Here is a 20,756-nt window from a genome sequence, read left to right as displayed (position 1 = left end):
TGTATGGATAAACAATTTGGAAATATACTCGTTTTAAGTAAAAATGTATGCGGTAAAATATAGCCTCACGGTATTTTAAACCCTTATTTTAGAGCTTATATTTGTAAGTGCTTGATAATTAAACTAATAAATTGTACCTTTGCGCACCAAGTATTAAGTGTTAACTAAAAAAGGAGGAAGATGTTAAAGAAACACCTCATCCCATTAACAGTAGTTTTAGGACTATTGGTGATGGCAAATGTGTTTGCTTATAAGCTACCAACCAAAGTAGAAAATCTTAAGAAAGATAACTATACCAAGAGTACAATAAAAACCGAAGAGCCGGTATTTTCAATAGCTCAACTAGAGTTTGCCGAAGAAACATTGCCAATTGGCGATACTAAGGTGAACAGCAAAATGAAGAGGACTTTGGCTTCATTTTCTTATGGAAATTTGCAGACTACTCGTTTGCATAAAAAAGCAGCTGAATGGTTTCCTGTGATAGAGCCAATTTTGGAGGCATATGGTATTCCTAATGATTTTAAGTACATCGCACTTGTTGAGTCGGGCTTAAGAGGTGGGGTATCTCCTAAAGGTGCGGCTGGTTATTGGCAATTTATGCCAGGAACTGCTCGTATGTATGGCTTAAAGGTAAATAAGAAGGTAGATGAACGCTACAATCTGAAAAAATCTAGCATTGCAGCTGCAAAGTATCTAAAGGAACTGTATGGCGTTTTTGATAGCTGGACATTGGTTGCCGCTGCGTACAACGTAGGCGACGGTCATATGAAAAGACAGATTAACCGTCAAAAGCAGGATAATTATTTCAAAATGAAGCTGAACCGAGAAACAGGTGCATACGTGTACAAACTGATTTCGGTAAAGGAAATTTTGGAAAATCCGAAGCGTAATGGCTACAAAAATCAAGAGGCGTTAATTGCCTACAAGCCGGTAGAGGAGGTAAGTGCCACTACTGTAGAATAAAAAATATTGGTATAGCTTTTTTATAAGCATTTTAAAAGGCTGTTTCCCGAATAGTGGAGGCAGCCTTTTCTTTTTATATTAGCCACAGATACACGGATATTTGGTGGTATACATTATTTGATGTTCCAATATTAAATCTTACTTGGCCAACTGTCTAGTGCACGTCATTTCGATGAGTGCAACGAAGAGAAATCTAATACGATGTTGTACTAATTGCTAAATTTCGTTCTAGCATTCGAAATGACGAAGTTGCTTGTATTAGAAAATTCAATGAAAGCTTGTAACCTCAGTTCGATAATTATTTGACTGATTTACACTTTATATTGTGTGTTTTATTCTAACCGACCCTGAAATAAATTCAGGGTGACGGTATATTGGCACTCCGTCATGCTGAATTTATTTCAGCATCAGTTTTAACGGCTTGTTTTGACATATTTAATAATCGAATCAGGTTTATAGATAAAGTCTTAACGGTTTCAACTTGTCAATTTTATTGACAAATGAAATGTTGATAGCAAATACCAATAGTGTATAAGGAAATATATAGTTAAATTAACCCTAATTAAATTTTTTACTTTCTACTTTTGAAGAAGATATGGCATTGCAGCAGTTAAAAGTTACCCAAGTTCAGCAGGAAGTTAATGAAGTAATCACAATTACTTTGCAGCCTAATGGCGGTGAAAAGCCGATTTACAAAGCCGGGCAGTTTTTAACTTTATCCTTCAAAGTGGGTGAGAAAGAATTGCGAAGATCATATTCCGCTTACAGTTCGCCCTTAGTAGATGAGCCTTTAGCAATTGCGGTTAAGTTGGTAGAGAATGGCGAGATTTCGCGGTTTTTACATCATTCGTTGCGGGAGGGTGATGTAGTAGAAGTAACCGAGCCTAACGGGATGTTCTTTTATGAACCTGACGATAAAGAACGGACAGTTTTCTTATTTGGAGCAGGAGTAGGGATTACACCTCTATATTCGATTTTGAAAACTGCTTTGGTAGGTGAAAGTAAATCGAAAATGGTGCTGATTTATAGTAGTCGCTCGGAAGAAGAAACTTTATTTTTAGAGGAGCTAAAGCAATGGCAGCACATTTATCCCGATAGGTTTAAACTGATTAATCTGTTTAGTAACTCAAAAAACTTAATGCGGGCAAGGTTAAATGGTTTTCTTATTAGTGAACTGATCAGAGAACAGTTGCCTTTTGTTAAAGAGGATGCCCTTTTTTATACTTGTGGCCCTGTTGATTATATGGATGTTTGTCGTATTTCAATTTTAGGTGCTGGTTACAAGCCGCATCAAATAAAACGCGAAACCTTTGTATTGCCAGAAGACGAAATAGATGAAGACGATGCTACAGAAAAAATAGTGGATAAAACCACTTACTCGGTTAACCTAATATTTCAAGGAGAAACTCATCACTTACAAGTTCCTTGGCCTAAAAGGATATTAGATATAGCGCTCGAAAACAAAATCAAGATACCTTATAGCTGTAGTGGTGGAGTTTGTAGCACTTGTACAGCTACTTGCATTTCGGGCGGTGTGCGTATGGATTATAATGAAGTGCTTACCGACGATGAAATTGCTAGAGGAAGAGTGTTGGTTTGCACTGGTCGGCCAACCGAAAATGAAACTACGATAACTTGGGAGTAATTACTTTGTCATTCCTATGATAAGGGGAATCTGCTATCCTTGTCATCATTCACGCATAGGCGGAACCCTAAAGTTCCGCTTTCAGATAGCATTGCTGCCTATTAGTATACTTATAAATCTCTCAAATCTGCTGCAGATCGGTTCTAATAAAAAAGCTAGCGATCTCTCGATGCTAGCTTTTTGTTATAGTTGTGTGATTTTATTTTCGCAAATAGATTTTACCATACGTAGATTTAAGAACAATCTTTTCTCCACCACCATTTAACTTTCCATTTACGGTGCTTCCACCAAATGCGTAAGAAAAAACAGATGGACTGGCAGCAAAATTGAATACTCCATCGCCAACAATGGTGGTTGTTTTTCTAGGGGCAGCAGGTTTTTCTGGGTTTGGTGGTGTAGGCACTGTAGCAGCTAAAGGTGCTGCAGAACTTTCGCTCGTTGTTGTAGTAGTTTTGCTTTTAGATTTAGCTGAGGTAGTGGTACTCGTAGACGTGCTAGTGCTAAATCCATCTACCGTGTAAACTTGCACATTTTGCCCTTCTGCACTTACACGTACAGGGTTTTCATCCATCACCAATTTAAGATCTTTAGCAGCATAAAGGTTTTCGTACTGCGAACTAATCGTCAAATTGGCTTTTGCTTGATCTGGTACTGTAACATCTATAAAACCATATACCGAAACCAAAGAAATTGGACCTTTAAACGATGGTGTTAATTTACCCTCTATATTGCCATAAAGGCTTTTTAAACTAATAGGACCGGTAACATTAGTTAAATTGAAATTTTCGTACTGTGTAGAAGCATCAATTTCACTTTTTAGGTTATTCAATACAATTACCGTTGAATCTCCGTGTGCAAATCCCGAGGTTTTGATAGATAATGCTACGCCTTGAGGAAGTTTCACCGTTAACTTTACATCTCTTTCAACTGGCGAAACGATAGCAACACTTTCTTTTTCTGTTACGCTGATACCAATACCCGTGTTATCAAAACCAGAGCTGCTCAAAGCGCTTAGGCCAGCCGCTCTCGGGTCTTCGGTTTTTCCATTTTTTTTGGTTGCTGCCGAAAAAATGATTTCCTTTCCGTCGTAGCCTTCTACTTTTAAGTTAGGGATATTGTTAATCACTAATTTTCCACTACTTTTTGCTAGCTTAAATTCTTTTTGGGCAAATGCTTGTACCACCGTTAAAAGTAGTGCCGAAGCTATTAACGTTATTTTTTTCATCTGTATAATTTGTTTTAATTTGATGAAGGTCCTTGTGTTTTAACCATCATGGTTTCATCTGTGTGTGTTTAATTATTGTTTGTTAATAGAGCATAGTGCACTTGCTCTTTCACAGCGTCTACAGTAAATGGATTGTTGGCCATCGCAATCAATTTATCTGTAGTTTCTGGGTTGCTGTTACTTCCCATTATCTTTACCAATTCTAATTGTACAATTGGGTCTTTTTGTTTACTTAATCCAGCCATTAACTGTTCATGGATATATTTGTCGTTCGAGAATTTCGATAAAACCTCTAAGGCTGCTAATCTCACATTATCATTGTTGTCGTCGCTAAAAGTTTTGCAAAGTTCCGTTTTCATCTTTTCATTCAGCACAACCAAAGCGCTGGCTTTAATAATGGCATCCATTCTATTGGCAACCGATGAACTGTCTGACAAGCCGGTATAAATTTCTTTGTGGGCATCTACTTTGGGTTGATGAGCGACTAAAATTCGCTGTTTTTTCACTGCATTAGTAGACTTAACAGCAGGTTCTACTTCTTCTAAAATTGAGAATGGAGCTGGTTCAACATTGTTATTATTGGTTGAAACAATTTGTGTCGGCGTTGCAGTTAACTCGTTCTTTTCTTGCGAAAGAAACAAATAAGCACCAGCTACTATAAATAACGAGCACGCTACGGCCAACCATGTATAGGTGAGTTTACGGCTCTTTGGCGCAGCCTCAAGTTTTAGGTTAGCTTCAACAGATTTGCGTTCTTCTAACTTGTTTAAAATATTGCCCAGCATGTTTGGAGGCAAAGCTTCATTTTCGAAGGCATCTCTATGCTCTTCTACATATCGCTTAAAAAAATCACGTTCCATAGTATGCTTTATCTTTTAATGCTGTAAAAATCTTTTTCTTCGCTCTGTGGTACTGACTTCGTACTGTTGTATGGTTAATACCGAGCATTCGACCAATCTCTTCCTGTCCCATATCCTCAAATAGATGTAATGAAACAATAGTTCTGTAGCCATCAGGCAGTTCTTGTATCGCTCGCTTCACATCGTCTACCTGACATTGAAACAAAAACTCTTCGTCTAAATCCACATCTTCATCCGCAACTGCTTCCAATTGACTATCGTCAGCAAAAACCATTTTCTTTTTTCTCAAAGCAGATATTGCCTGATTAATAGCAATCCGTTTCACCCAACCTTCGAAATTGCTTTGGTTTTTTAACCTATCAATCTGCTCAAAAGCCGTACAAAAAGCTTCCTGAACAATATCTTCGCTTTCGGCACTATTGCCCATTACCCTAAAAACTGCATGGTAAATACGTTTTGCGTACTTATTGTATAGCATGGCATAGCCTTTTTCTTCGCCGGCTACACATTGCTGTACCAATTCTTGTTCGTTTATAGAGATACTCAGATGCAAGGTGTTAAACTTATTTCTACTAATTTCTTAAATTCTGCGAATTAATAAACTTAATTCACGGAGCTTTTTGTTGCTAACTATATGATAGTCGCACGGGCTCACGATTTGTTGCATAAATTTTTGATTTTTTTTAAAGCAATCCTACTCTATATTTATTCCGATTAAAAAATAGTGTGGAAGCTTATATTTTTCATGTAATTTTTCGGGATTTATTTCGGATTGGGCTACCTCGCAATAGGCTTCACTCTTGTCGGGTCTAACGTAGGGCGTCATATAGGCCAATACGTAATTCAGCTTACTAAATACAATTGGTAGTTGAGGCTTCGCTCCAAAAAAGTTTTTTAAAGTGAATTTTTCGGCTGTTTCAGGGGTAACATGATATTTTCTTGCAGAAGAAAAGCCGTCGAATTGAAAATGTATTTTAAAGTAATTTTTATCGGTCATCTTTGTTAACACGGCAAAATTTAAACTGTCTGATTTAATTCTAAAGTATTCGTCTTCTCTGGAGTTGAATACTGTATCTATTTTTGTTAGCGTACCTTTTATGTATTCTTTAATAATGATTTGGAAATTTTTCCCTTTTAAGTCTGCGGATTTGATATTGAATTTTTCTAGACTAATTCCTTCAAAATACAGGATGTGTTGTAAATCTTTGAAATTTAGACCTCGTTTACTTGTTATTGTTGCAGTTGTTTGAGCGTAACTGGAACTTCCTAAAATGAATAGAAGAACTATTAGAATTAAATTTTTCATGCTTGGTGGATTATGTCTGTTAGGTTAAAACGTTATAATCTAGTCGGCAAAGCAGAAGTTTTGTTGCACGAGAAAAGTAAAAAAATCTAAATTAATTTTTGGAAGGTAAGCAGAGTAGCTTTTAAAAGTTCTTTCTTTTATATATAAACTTCATTTTACTGCTGAAAAACGAATTGCTCTGCTGGTTGTAGATCATTGAGTTTTCGTTGTAGATTTCCAGCTCCGAATTATTTTTGAGCTCAAATTGATTGAAAAATTTATTAGATCTTGTGGTATTAGCGTCTTTATATGCTGTTTCGAAGTTGATGATATTTCCTTTAACGCTAAATTTTGAAGAAGTAATTGGCAGTTCTTCGTATCCATTGTAGATTACAAATCTAGCTTTGGCGTGTCGAGGCTTATCATACAACTCAATTAGGGAAGTTGTACTATTTGAAAGTGGTGCTATTTGAACCCGGCCAAAATTATCTGTTTTAGCAAAAGATGAATCCGAATTGAATGTTATGCTAGCGGAATTGATGTTTCTAAATGAATCTAACGGATATGTTTTGTTCGTTTCAGAAAGATAGATTTCTTTTAATTCCCAGCTTCCAATTAATGTGGTAGGTTTTGAATTCTCTTTTTTACAACCGTAAAAACTTAAAATAACAATAAAGAAAGGTAAAATGTAGAGTAAGCGTTTTTTATTCATGTTTATTGTTCCGAACTTCTGGCTTTATCGCCATTAAAAATCTCCTGCATTAATTTGCCCCAAGCAAATGGGTTCAACAATGGATTGGTTTGACGCATATTCACGTTCATCATCCTATCAAAATTGTAACGATAGTTGGAGTTTGCAATCTCGCCACCATCTCTCGGCAGCGTTAATTTCATGCCGTTAATGCTCTGACGAGAGAGATTCTTTTTCGCAATAGCCATATCGTCATCAGCTACTTTTAGTGCCAAAAAATCTTTGTTAAATTCTTCTACCGTAGCCCAAGGATTAACCCTTACTGTTTTAAGATAAACGATTTCTGATTTGATTTGAACCATTGCCGTGTACTTGTTATCGGCTACAATTCTAGGTAAAACCAATGTTTTGCTAGTGAAACCTACTGCCGAGAACATCACCGTATCTCCCGGATTTACTACAAACGAAAAAAAACCTTGATAATTTGCAGCGTACTTTTGTCCCTTATTGCTCAAGTTGGTGATGGTAACATAGGGTACAACCATATTGCTATCAGCATCGGTAACAATACCAGAGAACTGAATCAGTTTGTTTGGCTGGGTTTTATCTTGTGCAAAAACCGAGCTTACAAAAAATAATAATATGATGGCTAAGGAATATCTCATCTGTAATACAATAATATAACAAATGTATATGCTATGGAGTTTCTATTTGGTTAAATTGTGTTAAAAGTGTTACGCTCTTTACGCTCTCTTACGCTTGTTCGGCTAAATCAACTGCTTGTACACCTTTAATTTCGGGCACATCCTTCATGATAGCTTGCTCAATTCCTGCTTTCATAGTCATAAAGCTCATTTTACAAGAACCACAGTTGCCCAACAATTTAACTTTTACAATGTTATCTGATGTAATTTCTTCAATAGCTACATTTCCCCCATCGGCTATCAGATATGGTCTGATACTTTCTAAAGCTTGCTCTACTCGTGCTGTTAAATCCATGTTGTTAATTTTAAAAAGATAAAAGTAATAAAAATTTAGCAATTAGCCATTTGCTGTGCATTGTGTATGGAAATCTGTTGTGCAATTTTTCCAGCAATTTCTTTAAATGAAGCTGCTTGCGGATGATCTTTTTGCAAAGAAATCGGAGCGCCTTTATCTCCTGCTTCGGTAATGCCCTGCACTAATGGGATTTCGCCTAAAAATGGCACTTCAAAACGTTGTGCTAGCTCTTTACCACCATCTTTGCCAAAAATATAGTATTTGTTTTCTGGCAACTCTTCTGGGGTAAAATAAGCCATGTTCTCTACTACACCTAAAACTGGAATGTTAATTCCTGGCATACTGAACATCTTTAACCCTTTTGTTGTATCGGCAAGGGCAACTTGTTGTGGCGTAGTTACTATTACCGCTCCGGCAATAGGGAAACTCTGACAAATTGTGATATGGATATCTCCCGTGCCAGGAGGCAAATCAATTAGTAAATAATCTAATTCTCCCCAATCGGCATCATTAAATAGTTGTTTGATAGCATTAGAAGCCATTGGTCCACGCCATGGCACAGGCTGATCTGGATCTGAGAAGAAACCAAGAGAAAGTAGCTTAATGCCATATTTCTCTATCGGAAGAATTAAGGTTTTGCCATCTGAAGTTTCTTTGGCACTAGGTTTAGCACCAACTAAATCGAACATAATTGGTACCGATGGCCCATAAATGTCTGCATCTATTAAACCAACTTTAGCACCGTCTGCTGCTAATGTAACGGCTAAGTTGCTCGATACTGTAGATTTTCCAACACCACCTTTGCCCGAAGAAATTAAGATAATGTTTTTAATTGCTTTCAGCTGACTAGTATCAACTGGCTTAGTTACCCTAGAGGTAATATTGATGTCGATTTCTGCTGCTGCGTCTACAAAATGCTTTACGGCATTGGTACAGGCATTCTTCAACATCTCTTTCATAGGGCAGGCAGGAGTTGTCAATTCAAGCGTAAAAGAAACTTTTTTATCTTCAATTTTAACATCCTTAATCATCTTCAAAGTAACCAGGTCTTTTTTCAAGTCTGGGTCTTCTACATGACTAAGTGCAGCTAAAACTTTTTCTTCGGTAATTATCATGCCGCAAAATTACTAAACATAAGCTACAAATAATTTTGTATCTAGCTTTTTGTTGTATTTTTAGCACAAAATGAGCCGCCGTTGACACCCATTTTGTGAAAGTGGTTATAATTGGTAAATTCCATTGAAAAAACGTGAACTAAACATTTGCTTTATGCGTTTGTTAAAATAATGATTTCTATATAGATATATGCAAATACCGAAAATTAAGATCCCTAAAAAATATTTGAAAATTGGCGCTTGGGTGTTGGGCGTATTTGCATTAATATTAGTTGCTGGTGGGGCAATAGCCTACTCTAAAAGAGAAGCGTTGCTCAATAAAATGGTGGCTAAGGCCATCAGCAAAGCTGAAAAAGACTACGGTTTAACGGTTAAAATTGGCGAATACGGCTTTAAAGGGCTAAGTAGCGTACACATGAACCAAGTGTCTGTGGTGCCCAAGGATAGAGATACCTTAACCACTATTAACGATATCACCGTTGGTGTAAAGATTTTTCCATTACTATTTGGCGATGTAAAGCTTTCTGAAGTGACTTTGAAGGATGGTAAATTAAATGTAGTAATGCGTGATACGCTAACCAACATCGATTTTATCCTTAAAAGAAAGAAAAAAGACAGCACCACTACTAAAAGCAAGGTAGATTTAAGTGAGATAGCTAGCAATTTGCTAAATCAGGTTTTTTATAAGATACCTGATGATATGGAAATCAATAATTTTATGATGCAGTTAAACGATAACGATACTGCCTTCGTGAAATTTCTAACTACCACAGCAACCATTGATGGTGGCGAATTAAAATCGACTATTAAGGTAAATGATACCGCTGCGGTTTGGCATGTTAATGGCGAATTAGATCCTGGAGATAAGCAATTAGATGTGATATTATTTGCCGATGGCAAGAAGGTAGAACTCCCTTATCTAGAAAATAAGCTGCACACCAAAATCAAGTTTGATACGGTAAGAACCCAAATGAAAGATGCTCGCTTTAGCGGTGGAGATTATAAAATTTCCGGGTCTTGGGCTATCAAAAATTTATTGATTAACCAACCTCGTATCTCGGCAGAAGACATCATTGTTCCCGATGCTAGAGTAGAAGCAGATATGTTAATTGGGGAAAATTTTGTGTGTTTAGATAGCACCTCAACAGTTCATCTGCGTGATGCTTCTATCCATCCTTACTTGAAATACACACTTTCGCCGAACAAAATCTATGAGATGAAATTGAATGCACCAGAGCAAGATGCGCAAGCTATTTTCAATTCTTTTCCGGTAGGTTTGTTCGAATCGTTAGATGGTATTAAAGTGCAGGGTAAACTGAAATACAGCTTAGATTTCCATTTGGACACCAAAACGCCAGATAGTGTAAGATTTAGTTCTACATTAACTCCAACCGACTTTAAGGTGCTGCAATTTGGTAAAACAGACCTTACCAAAATCAACTCAGATTTTGTTTATACGCCCTACGAGTACGGCAAGCCAATGCGAAATATCACCATTGGCCCATCAAATCCTAACTTTACTAGGTTGGATGATATTTCTCCAAATTTTAAAAATGCGTTGTTAACTGCAGAAGATCCATCGTTTTTTAGGCACAAGGGCTTTGTAGAAGAATCTATCCGAAAATCTATCGCCGTAAACTTTAAAGAGAAGAAATTTAAACGAGGCGGAAGTACCATTTCCATGCAGTTGGTTAAAAATGTTTTCCTTAGCAGGAAGAAAACCTTGGTTCGCAAAGCGGAGGAAATTCTGATTGTTTGGCTCATCGAGAATAATCGTTTGGTGAGTAAATCTCGTATGCTCGAAGTTTATTTCAATATTATTGAAATGGGTAATAATGTGTACGGAATTGGAGAAGCTTCTAGGCATTATTTTGGTAAAACGCCGTCGCAATTAAGTTTAGGTGAAGGCATTTTCTTGGCGAATATAGTTCCCAAGCCTAAGGTTGCACTATACAAGTTTATGAGTAATGGTAGTTTAAAAGGTTATTTGCTGCCATACTTTAGATATATCGGAAATATCATGGCCCGCCGTGGTTTGGCGCCTGCAGACAGTACTGGTTATGGTTTTTACGATGTGCGTTTACGTGAAGGTTTACGTCAATATTTACTGCCAGACTCTACCACCATAGACACTAATGCAGTTGATATTGGTGAAGATGACATGATGACTCCAGAAGGTATGCAAGATAAATCGAAGAACCTTTTTGACCGTTTGTTTGGAGGTGCTGCAAAGAAAGATACCGTTAAAGTACAGCCCGGTACCGATACTGCAAAAACCAAAAAGCAGTTAAGGCAAGACCGAAGAGAGGAGCGCAGGCGACAAAAAGAAGAGGAGAAAAATGGAAACTAACGTAACTGTTCATGATAAGGAATTTGAGTTGTTGCTAGAAGAAGAGGCAATTGCTAAGCGCATTCGTTTAATGGCAATCCAGCTCAATGTTGATTACGAAAATAGAAATCCAGTTTTTATTGGCGTGCTAAATGGCAGTTTTCTTTTTATCGCAGAGCTGATGAAAGAAATTGATTTAGCTTGCGAAACTGAGTTTGTCAAAGTTGCTTCTTACCATGGCGCCACAAGCACCGGTGCGGTAAAAGATGCGTTTGGAATGCCGCAGAATCTCAAAGACCGCGATATTATCATTGTAGAAGACATTATAGATAGCGGTTTAACGATGAAGTACATTCTTTCTAAAATCCACGAACAAGAACCTGCATCTGTTGCAATTTGTACCTTGCTTTTTAAGCCAGATGCTTTGAAAGAAGAGGTAGAGAATTTGAGTTACATCGGTTTCGAAATCCCGAATGAGTTTGTTGTTGGTTATGGTTTAGATTACGATGGTTTGGGTAGAAACTTGAACCATATCTATAGGGCTATTTAAGGCTTTCGTCATTTCGAACGCATATGAGAAATCTGTTGCATAGAAGTGTTTGGTCTGGAGATTTCTCACATGCGTTTGTGACGTGCCAAAAAGTATTTCCACTTCTCCCCATAGCTATCCTATCGTGTCGACACATCTTTTGTACTTCCATTGAAAAGGTCGTCATTCCCGCGTAGGCGGGAATCGTAATGCAATTAGCAAGCCCATTAGCCGCTTTAAGATTCCCGTTTTCACGGGAATGACGCTAGATGGCCGGACTTGTGTCCACACGATGGGATAGCTATCGGGCGGTTTGATAAATAAAAACCTATGCCTGTAGCTCAAAAAGCCCTACAAAAAGTGATAAATTTTTACGAGTTTTGCAGGTAACTAAAAACCAGATGAAATCATTCCTGTGTGTAGCACTCGGGATAGTTAAAATCGTAATTCGTAAATCAAATGACCATACATAAAGAAGGATATACCTCAATTGCCCTGACCGTACTTTTTATATTTATCATCAATGCCGTAGTAGAATATAGATTTGCTGATATGTTTGTGCTAAGATGGTTTGTTTACATCCTTTCTTTCGCATTGTTTGTTACGGTACTGCAGTTCTTTAGAAATCCGAAGCGTACTTTTACCAATGGCGATAATTTGATTATTTGCCCTGCAGACGGTAAAGTGGTAGTAATTGAAGAGACTGAAGAAGGCGAGTATTTTAAAGACAGACGTTTACAGGTTTCTATCTTTATGTCGCCAGTAAATGTGCATATTAACCGTAACCCAATTTCTGGAGTGGTTAAGTTCTTCAAATACCATCCAGGTAAATATTTAGCTGCTTGGAACCCTAAATCGAGTACTGAGAACGAACGTACAACAGTTGTTGTAGAACATCAAAACGGTGCGCCGGTGTTGTACCGTCAAATTGCTGGTGCATTGGCCCGTCGTATTGTTTGGTATGTGAAAGAAGGCGATCAGGTTACACAAAACGAGCAATTCGGTTTTATTAAATTTGGCTCTAGGGTAGATCTTTTCTTGCCATTAGGTACTAAAATTAATTTAGAACTTAACCAAGTTGTTAAAGGTGGAATTACAGTGTTGGGTGAATTGAGCTAGTTTCTGCTTAAATAGATATTCGAGAGCCTTGTGAGTTGATACTTGCAAGGCTTTTTTATTGTCGTATAGAGGGTTAAGTTCTCATTCATTGCGAGGCATGATGAGGGGGTTTGCTTTGTACAGACCCAGGTTCATAGCCCTTATTGTAGCGGCATCTTCAAACGAGCGATCAATGTCATTAAGTTAAGAGAATCCGTAGGATTCTAATGTTTATAGCGCATGAATTGCTAGCGTTTTTGTTCGACCCCATCGGGGTCGAATGGCATTTTACTTATTATTTCTATAAATATTTGACCTCTTCGAGGTCTTTTAATTCCTTAACTTAATGACATTGAACGAGCAATAGCGAGTTTGAAATATAGCGAAAAGAAGGACAGATGTAAATATTTGTACTGTAACTGCGCTTCAAAAAAATCTTTACTATTTTTGACCATGCAAAATTCCAATCAGGTACTTAACAGTACGCCAAATGATATCGATACCATTTTCGAGTTTTACGATTTGGCCATTGAGCATCAAAAAAAGGTTTCATCTAAGCAATGGCAAGGTTTCGATAGGGAATTGGTGAAGGAGGAAATTGCTGATGGTAGGCAGTATAAAATTTTGGTAGATGGAAAGGTGGCTGGCATTTTTGCCGTAACTTACAGCGATCCGCAGATTTGGTTAGGTAAAGACGATGAGGGTGCGGTATACATTCATCGTATTGTAACGCATCCCGAATATCGTGGTTATGGTTTTGTGAAGGTCATTATCGATTGGGTAAAGGGATACAGTAAAACCAAGCCATTAGATTACATACGTATGGATACTTGGGCAGATAATGAGCGTTTGTTGAAATATTACACTAGCTGCGGTTTTAACCATGTTGGCGAAATTAAAATAGCTCCAAACAGCGGTTTGCCTAAGCATTATGAAGGTATTACTTTGAATTTGTTTGAAATTAGATTAAGGAACAAGGAATAAAGAGCAAAGACTTGGTGTTCACATTTATAAAGCATTAATCAAAGACTTATGGAAGATATATATTTAGATGAAATAATGGATGTTAAAGACATACTAAATAGCTTGAAGCAAATTTTTCCCGACTTGACAGTTTTTTACTATGACTTTAATGAGGACCCTCCTGTTGATTTAGACTTTAATAATCCGAAACATATATTTTTTAATTCTTTATATTCTGAAGAAAAATTTGAGCTAAGGTTTCAAATTTGTATTTATAGGACACCAAATGAAGATTATGAACAAAGACAAATATATATAGGTAAAATATTTTCAGACTTAAATAATGTTAGAGTTCTTGTGCCTTTCAATGACCCGGAAGAACGAAGTTACCCTTATTACTCGTTGTTTTTTGAAAAAGGCAAAATATTTTTAGCTGATGATAATGATACAAACTTTGCAGACGGCACAGAAGGTGTCGTGAAAGTAATTAAAGAGTATGCTATGGTAATGCCAAGATTTGATGCAAAAGCTCAACTGATAAAATAGTTAATCGGTTTGTATAAAGTACTTGATGTTTATACGAACTGCTAATACTAAATCCTAGCCACTGCCTAAGCTCTCGTATCGTTGCCGAAATAGATGCTTTGGTAGCTATCGTAGCGAGAAGGTTCAATTTCTCCTTCTTCTACAGCTTTGACAACGGCGCAACCAGGCTCGTTAATATGCCTGCAGTTATTAAATCGGCATTGGTTAAGTCTTTCTCTCATCTCCACGAAAAAGTGGCTCAGTTCTTCTTTTTCGATGTCTACAATGCCCAATTCTCTAATTCCTGGCGTATCTACCAAATAGCCGCCAAAAGGCAGGTTGTGCATTTCGGCAAAAGTTGTCGTATGCTGACCTTTATCACTCCATTCACTAACTTCTCCAGTTTTTAATTCAAAATCAGGTAGGATCGCATTGATTAAACTCGATTTTCCAACACCCGAGTGGCCAGAGAACAAAGTAGTTTTATCTTTCAGCAATGCTTCAATTTGAGGGATATTGGTGCCTTCCAAAGCCGAAACTTCGTAGCATGGATAGCCAATGTTTTCATAAATCGATTTGTAATCAGCTAATATTTCCAAACCGTCTTCGCTATATAAATCGAGCTTGTTAAATACTAGGGAGGTTGGGATATCATAAGCCTCGGCAACAACCAAAAATCTGTCGATAAAACCTAAAGAGGTGCGGGGAGAAGCTAATGTAACAATCAAAAAAGCTTGGTCTAAGTTTGCAGCAATAATTTGTGATTGCTTGCTTAAGTTAATAGACTTACGGATGATGTAGTTTTTACGATCGTGCAATTTATCAATTACGCCGGTGTCTGCATTAGGTTCAAGTTCAAAATCTACTTGGTCGCCAACGGCAATAGGGTTGGTGGTTTGGATACCTTTGATCCTAAACTTTCCTTTAATTCGGCATGAATAGGTGTTGCCATCTTCGGCAAATACTTGATACCAACTTCCTGTAGATTTAATGACTAATCCCTGCATATTTTGCGTAAAGTTACGAAAGTTAACGCTCAACCTACTCAATAATTTATTTTACCACCTAAGACACCTTAGCGCACTTAAGAATAAAATTTTCCTCCCTCTTTAATTATCCCTCCAAAGGGAGATACTAGGTGCTTATGCAATTTGCACTGTCATAAGCTATTTTATTTTCTCTCTCTTTCGGGGAGAACCGATGCGTAGCGAGCTCATTAATATCAAAATAGAAATTAACAACTATTAATAGATGCCGAAGGCAGAGAGAGCTTGCTCCGATAATTCGGAGGGCAAAAAAAGAAATGCCCCGACAATTTGCTTAACTATGCTCAGTATTTATTTTACCACCTAAGGCACCTTAGCACACTTAAGTCTAAAGCATTTTAAAAACTTAGATTTTCTTAGGTGTCTAAGGTGATTTATTTTAAAAACGAAAATGCCCCAACAATTTGTCGAGGCATCTTCTAAAGTTTTAGTATTTCTTATTCCGATAGATCGAAAGTTTCCATAAACTTAGTGGTAAAGTTACCGGCTCTAAAGTTAGGGTCTTTCATCAATTTCAAATGGAATGGAATGGTAGTTTTAATGCCTTCAATTACGAACTCACTTAAAGCACGCTCCATGGTACATATTGCTTCTTCTCTAGTTTGAGCAACACAAATTAGCTTAGCAATCATCGAATCGTAGTTAGGCGGAATTTGATAACCTGCATAAACGTGTGTATCTACACGCACACCATGACCACCTGGCGAGTGGAAATTAGTAATTTTTCCTGGTGACGGGCGGAAGTTGTTAAAAGGATCTTCCGCATTGATACGACATTCGATAGCGTGCATATCTGGCATATAATTTTTGCCAGAAATTGGAATACCTGCCGCTACTTTAATCTGCTCTTTAATCAAATCGAAGTTAATTACCTCTTCCGTAACCGGATGCTCTACTTGGATACGCGTATTCATCTCCATAAAGTAGAAATTACGGTGTTTGTCTACCAAGAACTCGATAGTTCCAGCACCTTCATATTGTACAGCTAAAGCACCTTTAATGGCCGCTTCACCCATTTTTTCACGCAATTCGTCGGTCATAAAAGGAGAAGGAGCTTCTTCTACCAATTTTTGGTGGCGACGTTGGATAGAACAATCTCTTTCTGACAAGTGGCAAGCTTTACCGAATTGATCTCCAATTACTTGGATTTCGATGTGGCGAGGATCTTCGATGTATTTTTCTAGATAAAGACCATCATTACCAAAAGCTGCACCAGATTCTTGACGTGCACTGTCCCAAGCGTTTTCGAATTCTTCATCTTTCCAAACTACACGCATACCACGGCCACCACCACCAGCAGTAGCTTTCAAGATTACCGGATAGCCCATTTCGTTGGCTAACTTAATGCCTTCTTTTACGCTTTCCAATAAGCCCTCAGATCCAGGGATGGTTGGAACACCAGCTTTTTTCATCGTTTCTTTGGCCGATGATTTATCACCCATATCGTTGATTTGCTCCGGCGTAGCTCCGATAAATTTAATTCCGTAATCGCGGCAAACTGATGAGAACTTCGCATTCTCAGACAAGAAACCGTAACCTGGGTGTATGGCATCTGCATTAGTTAATTCTGCTGCAGATATGATGTTTGGGATACTTAAATAAGAGTCTTTGCTTGGTGGTGGACCAATACAAACAGCCTCATCGGCAAAACGAACGTGTAAGCTTTCTCTATCAGCTGTAGAGTAAACTGCTACGGTTTTAATGCCCATTTCCTTACAGGTACGGATAATACGCAAAGCGATTTCGCCCCTGTTGGCAATTAATATTTTTTTAAACATAGCTTCGATTTTAAAATGATAACACCGATTTAGTGATTACACTGATGCTTAAACATAGCCTAAATCTGTGTAATCCTTTAATCTGTGAAATCACTTCTTACATGGGTTCAACTAAGAATAACGGTTGGTCGTACTCAACTGGCGACGCATTGTCTACCAATATTTTAACGATACGCCCAGAAACTTCGCTTTCAATTTCGTTGAATAATTTCATTGCTTCGATGATACATACTACTTTGCCTGTGCCAATTTCGTCACCAACGTTTACAAACGAAGGTTTTTCAGGGCTGGCAGAGCGGTAAAAAGTACCAATCATTGGAGATTTTATCGTAATGTATTTAGATGTGTCTTCTGTAGCTGGAGCTGTTGCCGCTGCTGCAGGTGCCGCTTGAGCAGGCGCTGCAACTGGAGCAGGTGGCGCCATTACAACTTGTGTTGAAGCTGACGGTACTGCCGCATTTACATAAACTGGATTTTGGTTAGTTTTAATGGTAATTTTGAAGTTTTCTTGCTCTAAAGAAACTTCATTTACTCCCGACCGAGAAACAAATTTTATAAGTTCCTGAATTTGTTTAATATCCATTCTCTTTTGGTTATGTTAAATAATTGTTGTGTCTTGTTTGAATTAGCGAAGGTAAGGATTTTTTATTTTCTGTTCATAGTTAATGGCTAATAGTCTATAGTCTATCAACTATCTAACCATCAGCTAAAAAAAATTAACTGTTATAAGCCCATTTAAGATAAACCGAACCCCAAGTAAAGCCTCCGCCAAAAGCAGCAATAATAATGTTGTCGCCTTTTTTGAGATCTTTTTCCCATTCCCATAAACAAAGTGGAATGGTGCCATTAGTGGTATTTCCGTAACGCTCAATGTTTACCATTACTTTTTCGCTGCTAACGCCCATTCTAGAAGCAGTAGCATCTATAATACGTTTATTAGCTTGATGAGGAACTAGCCAAGCTACATCATCAGCAGAAAGACTATTTCTTTCCATGATTTCTGCAGCCACATCTGCCATATTTGTTACAGCAAATTTAAATACGGTTTGCCCTTCTTGATAAGCAAAGTGTTCTTTGGCATCAATGCTTTCGTGAGTAGCAGGTTTAACAGAACCACCCGCTTTCATGCCTAAGTATTTACCGCCAGAACCATCACTTCTTAAAATCGAATCCTGTACACCTAAACCTTCTTCGTTTGGTTCTAATAATGCGCAACCGCAGCCATCACCAAAAATGATACAAGTGGCACGGTCTTCGTAATTGATAATTGAAGACATTTTATCGCCACCAACTACCAATACTTTTTTGTGCTTGCCCGATTCGATGAATTGAGCACCTGTAGTTAAACCGAACACAAAACCAGAGCAGGCAGCCTGTAGGTCGTAGCCCCAAGCATTTACCGCACCAATTTTGTCGGCAAGTACATTTGCTGTTGCCGGGAAAGTAAAATCTGGAGTAGTGGTGCAAAAAATGATAAGGTCAATTTCTGTAGCATCGATACCTCTTTTTTTCAAAAGACCGTTTACGGCAGGCACAGCCATATCCGAAGTACCCAAACCTTCGCCTTTTAATATTCTGCGCTCTTTAATACCCGTTCTGGTAGTTATCCATTCGTCATTAGTATCAACGATTGTTTCTAGCTCCTTGTTAGTTAAAACATAATCAGGAACGTAACCATTAACTGCGGTAATAGCAGCGTGAATTTTACTCATTTTCTTTGTTAGTTTATTGTTGGAATGCGGCTTGTATTTTGCCAACCAATCCAGTATTAATCATATCCCTAGATTGGAAGATCATGTTCTTCACAGCTTCTGGGCTCGATATGCCATGTCCAATTAAAACTGGTGCATTTACTCCTAAAACAGGGCTGCCACCATAGTTTTCGTAATTGAAACGGTCAAAAAACTCGTCTTTCAATCCTTTTTTAATGGTAAGTACGTAGAACGATTCTGCCAATTTCAGCATGATATTTCCGGTAAAACCATCGCAAACAATCACATCAGCTTTGTCGTTAAACAAATCTCTACCTTCTACGTTGCCCACAAAGTTGAAAGTTGCCTTTTCTTTCATTAAACGATGACTGGCTAAGGTAAGCATATTACCTTTTTCGTCTTCTTCGCCAATGTTCATCAAAGCCACCTTAGGGTTTTCAATTTGCATGATATGTTCTGCATACAAACTGCCCAAAACGCCAAATTCCAAAAGGTTATCTGGTTTACAATCTGCATTGGCACCTACATCTAAAAGCAAGCCAACGCCGCCCTTTAATTTAGGTACAATAGTACATAAACAAGGCCTAGAGATACCTGCAATTGGTTTTACGCTGAAAACAGCACCAACCAACATAGCACCAGAATTACCTGCGCTTGCAAATGAATCTATCTTGCCTTCCTTTAATAATTGGAAGCCTACAGAAATGCTAGAATTGGGTTTTTGAAGAATTGCTTTCGTAGCATGTTCGCCCATACCAATAACTTCTTCGGTATGTACATATTCGAAGTGATCCGGGTTGAATCCTTGCTCAGAAAGAAGAGGTTTAATCTGCTGTGTATCGCCAATTAGCACCAATTGCTCATTAGCAGACAGTGATTGATGGGCAGCTATTGCTCCCAAAACAATAGCTTTGGGAGCATAGTCTCCACCCATAATATCGAGACCTATTTTCATAGTAAAAAATCTTTTGTGTTAAAGCCAAAGGCCTTTATTTCTATTAGGCTAAGTTAATCTTAAACTAATGGAAAACACAAAAATTTTTCAGAAAATTAACCTATCGAAGTGTTTTCTATTACTAATTTACCGTTGTAGTAAAGATTACCATCAACGTTGTAAGCTGTGTGGGGTTGGTGTACCGCACCAGTAGTTTGGCAAGTAGTTAATGAAGGAGCTACAGCTTTGTAGTGCGTTCTTCTTTTATCTCTTCTTTGTTTAGAAACCTTGCGTTTTGGATGTGCCATTGCTTGATTTTTTTAATTACTATTTTAATTTTTTTAGCGCTTCCCAGCGTGGGTCGCTATTTTGTTCTTCTTGTTCTTCGCTGCCTGTCGACAACTTTTCTAACGTGTTAAGCATTTGCTCGTCGCAAGCTTGTCCGGCTTGCTCACATTTGTTAATAAAAGGTACTGCAACGGTAATGAATTCGTAAATCAATTCAGAAACGTCAATTGCGGTTTCCTTTCTAGGCAAAACGATGATTTCCAGATCTTCAGGTTCATCTTCATCTACCTCTTCAGCAAATTTCACAATCTGCCTCTCGTTCAGTTCAATTGGTTGCTCAAAATCAGATAAACATGTGTCGCAGTTTAACTTTATGGTTCCCTCAACGTGGAAACCTAAAATCAACATGGTTTCTTGTTTATCTAGCTCAACCGTAGCTTTAAGCGCACCGTCTTTTACCAACGAATGCTCAAATGCATCAAAAAAGCTTTTATCGATTTCAAAATCGAAATTGTGTTTTCCCAATTTTAAACCTGTAAAGGGGATAGAAAATTGTTTCAACGCTTTCATGGTGTCAATTGTAACTAAATTTTAGCCTGCAAAGGTATGAATTATTTTTTGAATTGAAAATGTTTTTAGAAAAATGAGGAATGGATTTTTTACATCACATCGTTTGAAAAACAATGTCGGTGAATCTTGGCAAAACCAGTCCTTCTTTTCGCTTTACTTCGCTTGTTGCACTTCGCTACGTGCTCGCTACAATAAGGTTTA

At 37.7% G+C, this 20,756-nt stretch carries 22 protein-coding genes; 7 read left to right on the top strand and 15 right to left on the bottom strand.

What is annotated here, in order from left to right; all coding sequences use genetic code 11:
• Positions 1-180 precede the first annotated feature (180 nt).
• Both REI64_RS02675 and REI64_RS02670 read left to right on the top strand, forming a co-directional pair.
• Entirely contained in the window at positions 181-963 is a 783-nt protein-coding gene (locus REI64_RS02675) for a lytic transglycosylase domain-containing protein (RefSeq protein WP_308848545.1), read from the top strand.
• A 595-nt stretch (positions 964-1,558) separates the two neighbouring features.
• Positions 1,559-2,608 (top strand): iron-sulfur cluster-binding domain-containing protein, encoded by a 1,050-nt coding sequence (locus tag REI64_RS02670; protein ID WP_308848544.1) that lies wholly within the window; start codon positions 1,559-1,561, stop codon positions 2,606-2,608.
• A gap of 199 nt (positions 2,609-2,807) precedes the next feature.
• On the opposite strand, the gene REI64_RS02665 is transcribed toward REI64_RS02670, so the two are convergent.
• The 8 genes from REI64_RS02665 to REI64_RS02630 form a co-directional block, all read right to left on the bottom strand.
• Positions 2,808-3,833, bottom strand: a complete 1,026-nt coding sequence (locus REI64_RS02665) for a hypothetical protein (protein WP_308848543.1) — start codon at positions 3,831-3,833, stop codon at positions 2,808-2,810.
• A gap of 68 nt (positions 3,834-3,901) precedes the next feature.
• A complete protein-coding gene (locus tag REI64_RS02660) occupies positions 3,902-4,693 on the bottom strand; it encodes a HEAT repeat domain-containing protein (RefSeq protein ID WP_308848542.1) in 792 nt (263 codons plus the stop codon).
• Positions 4,683-5,246, bottom strand: a complete 564-nt coding sequence (locus tag REI64_RS02655; protein ID WP_308848541.1) for an RNA polymerase sigma factor — start codon at positions 5,244-5,246, stop codon at positions 4,683-4,685. Before REI64_RS02655 ends, REI64_RS02660 begins: the two co-directional genes overlap by 11 nt.
• Positions 5,247-5,387: 141 nt before the next feature.
• Positions 5,388-5,999, bottom strand: coding sequence for a hypothetical protein (locus tag REI64_RS02650; protein WP_308848540.1), 612 nt, complete (start codon positions 5,997-5,999; stop codon positions 5,388-5,390).
• A gap of 121 nt (positions 6,000-6,120) precedes the next feature.
• Positions 6,121-6,690 (bottom strand): hypothetical protein, encoded by a 570-nt coding sequence (locus REI64_RS02645; RefSeq protein WP_308848539.1) that lies wholly within the window; start codon positions 6,688-6,690, stop codon positions 6,121-6,123.
• A gap of 2 nt (positions 6,691-6,692) precedes the next feature.
• The gene (locus REI64_RS02640; RefSeq protein ID WP_308848538.1) at positions 6,693-7,334 is read right to left on the bottom strand and encodes a hypothetical protein; all 642 of its coding nucleotides are present in this window, start codon (positions 7,332-7,334) and stop codon (positions 6,693-6,695) included.
• Positions 7,335-7,422: 88 nt separating this feature from the next.
• The gene (locus tag REI64_RS02635; protein WP_308848537.1) at positions 7,423-7,668 is read right to left on the bottom strand and encodes a NifU family protein; all 246 of its coding nucleotides are present in this window, start codon (positions 7,666-7,668) and stop codon (positions 7,423-7,425) included.
• Between the two features lie 35 nt (positions 7,669-7,703).
• A complete protein-coding gene (locus REI64_RS02630) occupies positions 7,704-8,783 on the bottom strand; it encodes an Mrp/NBP35 family ATP-binding protein (RefSeq protein ID WP_308848536.1) in 1,080 nt (359 codons plus the stop codon).
• A 190-nt stretch (positions 8,784-8,973) separates the two neighbouring features.
• Between REI64_RS02630 and REI64_RS02625 the strand changes: the two genes are divergently transcribed.
• The 5 genes from REI64_RS02625 (at position 8,974) to REI64_RS02605 (ending at position 14,248) form a co-directional block, all read left to right on the top strand.
• Positions 8,974-11,133, top strand: a complete 2,160-nt coding sequence (locus REI64_RS02625; protein ID WP_308848535.1) for a transglycosylase domain-containing protein — start codon at positions 8,974-8,976, stop codon at positions 11,131-11,133.
• The gene (hpt, locus tag REI64_RS02620) at positions 11,123-11,662 is read left to right on the top strand and encodes a hypoxanthine phosphoribosyltransferase (protein WP_308848534.1); all 540 of its coding nucleotides are present in this window, start codon (positions 11,123-11,125) and stop codon (positions 11,660-11,662) included. Before REI64_RS02625 ends, hpt begins: the two co-directional genes overlap by 11 nt.
• A gap of 438 nt (positions 11,663-12,100) precedes the next feature.
• Positions 12,101-12,760 (top strand): phosphatidylserine decarboxylase family protein, encoded by a 660-nt coding sequence (locus tag REI64_RS02615; protein ID WP_308848533.1) that lies wholly within the window; start codon positions 12,101-12,103, stop codon positions 12,758-12,760.
• A 432-nt stretch (positions 12,761-13,192) separates the two neighbouring features.
• Positions 13,193-13,723, top strand: a complete 531-nt coding sequence (locus REI64_RS02610) for a GNAT family N-acetyltransferase (protein WP_308848532.1) — start codon at positions 13,193-13,195, stop codon at positions 13,721-13,723.
• A 48-nt stretch (positions 13,724-13,771) separates the two neighbouring features.
• Positions 13,772-14,248, top strand: a complete 477-nt coding sequence (locus REI64_RS02605; RefSeq protein ID WP_308848531.1) for a hypothetical protein — start codon at positions 13,772-13,774, stop codon at positions 14,246-14,248.
• Positions 14,249-14,313: 65 nt separating this feature from the next.
• Here the strand turns inward: REI64_RS02605 and rsgA are convergent, their stop codons facing one another.
• The 7 genes from rsgA to REI64_RS02570 all read right to left on the bottom strand — a co-directional run bounded on the left by rsgA (position 14,314) and on the right by REI64_RS02570 (position 20,555).
• A complete protein-coding gene (rsgA, locus tag REI64_RS02600) occupies positions 14,314-15,234 on the bottom strand; it encodes a ribosome small subunit-dependent GTPase A (RefSeq protein ID WP_308848785.1) in 921 nt (306 codons plus the stop codon).
• A gap of 476 nt (positions 15,235-15,710) precedes the next feature.
• The gene (accC, locus tag REI64_RS02595) at positions 15,711-17,051 is read right to left on the bottom strand and encodes an acetyl-CoA carboxylase biotin carboxylase subunit (RefSeq protein WP_308848530.1); all 1,341 of its coding nucleotides are present in this window, start codon (positions 17,049-17,051) and stop codon (positions 15,711-15,713) included.
• Positions 17,052-17,148: 97 nt separating this feature from the next.
• A complete protein-coding gene (accB, locus tag REI64_RS02590) occupies positions 17,149-17,634 on the bottom strand; it encodes an acetyl-CoA carboxylase biotin carboxyl carrier protein (RefSeq protein WP_308848529.1) in 486 nt (161 codons plus the stop codon).
• Positions 17,635-17,767: 133 nt separating this feature from the next.
• Entirely contained in the window at positions 17,768-18,763 is a 996-nt protein-coding gene (locus REI64_RS02585; RefSeq protein WP_308848528.1) for a beta-ketoacyl-ACP synthase III, read from the bottom strand.
• Positions 18,764-18,776: 13 nt separating this feature from the next.
• Positions 18,777-19,718: a phosphate acyltransferase PlsX gene (plsX, locus tag REI64_RS02580; RefSeq protein WP_308848527.1), complete on the bottom strand. Its 942-nt coding sequence runs from the start codon at positions 19,716-19,718 to the stop codon at positions 18,777-18,779.
• Positions 19,719-19,813: 95 nt separating this feature from the next.
• Positions 19,814-20,005, bottom strand: coding sequence for a 50S ribosomal protein L32 (rpmF, locus tag REI64_RS02575; RefSeq protein ID WP_293298423.1), 192 nt, complete (start codon positions 20,003-20,005; stop codon positions 19,814-19,816).
• 19 nt (positions 20,006-20,024) lie between these two features.
• A complete protein-coding gene (locus tag REI64_RS02570) occupies positions 20,025-20,555 on the bottom strand; it encodes a DUF177 domain-containing protein (protein WP_308848526.1) in 531 nt (176 codons plus the stop codon).
• Positions 20,556-20,756 lie beyond the last annotated feature (201 nt).

Source organism: Pedobacter sp. (assembly GCF_031119335.1).
GTDB lineage: Bacteria > Bacteroidota > Bacteroidia > Sphingobacteriales > Sphingobacteriaceae > Pedobacter.
This window is presented reverse-complemented; position numbering and strand designations above follow the sequence as displayed.